This window comes from Serratia sp. PL17 (genome assembly GCF_017832355.1).
In the GTDB taxonomy this organism is placed as follows: Bacteria; Pseudomonadota; Gammaproteobacteria; order Enterobacterales; family Enterobacteriaceae; genus Serratia.
In genome coordinates, this window is sequence record NZ_JAFIBY010000022.1 from 1 (window position 1) to 1,834 (window position 1,834).

Annotated in this window: 4 protein-coding genes; 1 reads left to right on the forward strand and 3 read right to left on the reverse strand. The window is 43.3% G+C overall.

Annotation, left to right across the window (positions count from 1 at the left end; genetic code table 11):
* Window positions 1-147 precede the first annotated feature (147 nt).
* Window positions 148-330, forward strand: a complete 183-nt coding sequence (locus JOE25_RS26460; protein WP_209640609.1) for a hypothetical protein — start codon at window positions 148-150, stop codon at window positions 328-330.
* 168 nt (window positions 331-498) lie between these two features.
* Here the strand turns inward: JOE25_RS26460 and JOE25_RS26465 are convergent, their stop codons facing one another.
* The 3 genes from JOE25_RS26465 to JOE25_RS26475 all read right to left on the reverse strand — a co-directional run.
* The gene (locus JOE25_RS26465) at window positions 499-1,113 is read right to left on the reverse strand and encodes a tail assembly protein (RefSeq protein WP_209640612.1); all 615 of its coding nucleotides are present in this window, start codon (window positions 1,111-1,113) and stop codon (window positions 499-501) included.
* Window positions 1,114-1,167: 54 nt separating this feature from the next.
* Window positions 1,168-1,506, reverse strand: coding sequence for a hypothetical protein (locus JOE25_RS26470; RefSeq protein ID WP_209640615.1), 339 nt, complete (start codon window positions 1,504-1,506; stop codon window positions 1,168-1,170).
* Between the two features lie 37 nt (window positions 1,507-1,543).
* Window positions 1,544-1,834: NlpC/P60 family protein (locus JOE25_RS26475; RefSeq protein WP_209640618.1), on the reverse strand; the 291-nt coding region annotated here is incomplete at its 5' end.

Consider the following 1,834-nt stretch of genomic DNA (forward strand, 5'->3'; position numbering starts at 1 on the left):
AGCGGCGTAATGATTACACTGATCAAACATCAGGGTTTACGGATAAATTTCAGGCTCTATCTTGTAAGGACTCAGCCCGCCCATGTAGAGGCATGGGCGTTTGAAATCAGAGGGATGGCTGATTAACTCTGTATAAGGAAATTAAGCATGTGGAAGATTAGTGCGCTTTCAAATTTAAATACAGACCTTGCGTCCATAAAAACGATAGTTCACCTCACGGGAGCGAATGGTCAGTCACATTCAATTCAATTAGACATTCCAAAGGATGAAATTAAAAAATTAACATTGGAAGAGATAGAGGAGAAAGCAATTAAACTATCTGGAATTTAAGCCCTTATTTATAGAAGTTGCTATTTGATCTATACGTGAACTCACTTCACTTTGAAAGCAACTCAGTGTTTTAGATAAGTCACTGAGTTGCTTGTTTAGTTCAGATATCTGTTTTTCCATCTTAACAATGCGTTGCTCTAAAGTCATAATTCACTCCCGCCTTTCGGCTTACTGTTGATCTTCAGTATAAATACCAGCAGAGATAATAGCTCCGCCAATCTCACGTGTACCGTACAGCACACCTACAGGATTACCCTGCGCTGTTGTATTAACTGGGCCGCCAAAGGCATAACTCGGTTTGTTGTCCTGATCTTGTCGCATTCGTAAGCCACCAGCTTGTGGGGAAAGCATTTGTACGACACCACCGAGGGCCAAGGAAGCCCCCATAAGCCCAACTGAAGTAGCTGTGGATGCCGACATCATTGCTGCGCCACCTATTGCAGGATTCCAGACAGAGAGGGCTATTAATGCCACCCCGATAATAGTTTGGAAAAGACCTGCGCGTTTGCTGCCAATAGTCACAGGAACAAGGTGAATATCCTCACCCCCCTTCGTTAACTCAATTTCATCCTTTCCTATGTTCCGCTTTCCCACAAAAACTGCAAAAGTCAGACCGCGCTTATGCGCTTCCAACATATAGCGCTCAAACCCTGGTAATAGGTTCTTCATTGCATCGACGGCTTTTGGCACATTATGCGCTCGATACTTAAAATTTCGACCAAACAACCTAACCATTGGCCCATGAAAATGAATAGTTCTGAGCGGAGCTTCTATAAAACTCATATTTCCTCCAATAAAAAACCCGCCGCAGCGGGTATGTCACAAAAAATAGCAAAATCATTTACATGATGTTATCGCCGACTCATAAAAACTCATGTCGCGTTTTTTATAAAAAACATAGTCGCTACCTGAATCAGTATTTTTCACATCAATTAACATTACCACTCCTCGTGCCATATCATTTATCTGGGCAGAGTAGCCATGTTCTGTAGGTTGCGGGCTAATTGGTGAAATGGTATTTTTTTCATTCCAATTATTAAGCACGCAACCAATATATGAGTTTGCATTTTTATTTGTATGCCCTTCGATAGCTGGTGTAGTCAATCGAAGTTCATTGGCCGTAGTTGAACAACCAGATAAAATAAACATAACAACTAAAGCGGAGATCTTTTTCATAACCCTTTTCCTTAAGCTGAAAAGTGGAATGATAGCATCACATCAGTTCTTTGTGGCGCAACACCTTCACAGTTCGTTCCTTCCAATAGCCACCATAGGGCACCCGTTGACTGAGCATGCCGTACATATGGTGCAGCAACATGCCATCTTCCAACAGAATGCCAGCATGGTTCGCTACTGGCGCCGAAACCTGCATTATCACCATATCCCCCGGTAGCGGCGGACCATCGAACTCACGGAAGCCGCATTCATGCCAGTTGTCCATGTAAAGGTTTTCGCCCCTTTCCCACCACGGGTAATCAACGCGGTAATCGCGCAATTCAACACC

Excerpts from the sequence above, each read along its gene's own strand:
- JOE25_RS26460 (WP_209640609.1), top strand. The coding sequence starts at position 148 with ATGTGGAAGATTAGTGCGCTTTCAAATTTAAATACAGACCTTGCGTCC.
- JOE25_RS26465 (WP_209640612.1), bottom strand. The coding sequence starts at position 1,113 with ATGAGTTTTATAGAAGCTCCGCTCAGAACTATTCATTTTCATGGGCCA.
- JOE25_RS26470 (WP_209640615.1), bottom strand. The coding sequence starts at position 1,506 with ATGAAAAAGATCTCCGCTTTAGTTGTTATGTTTATTTTATCTGGTTGT.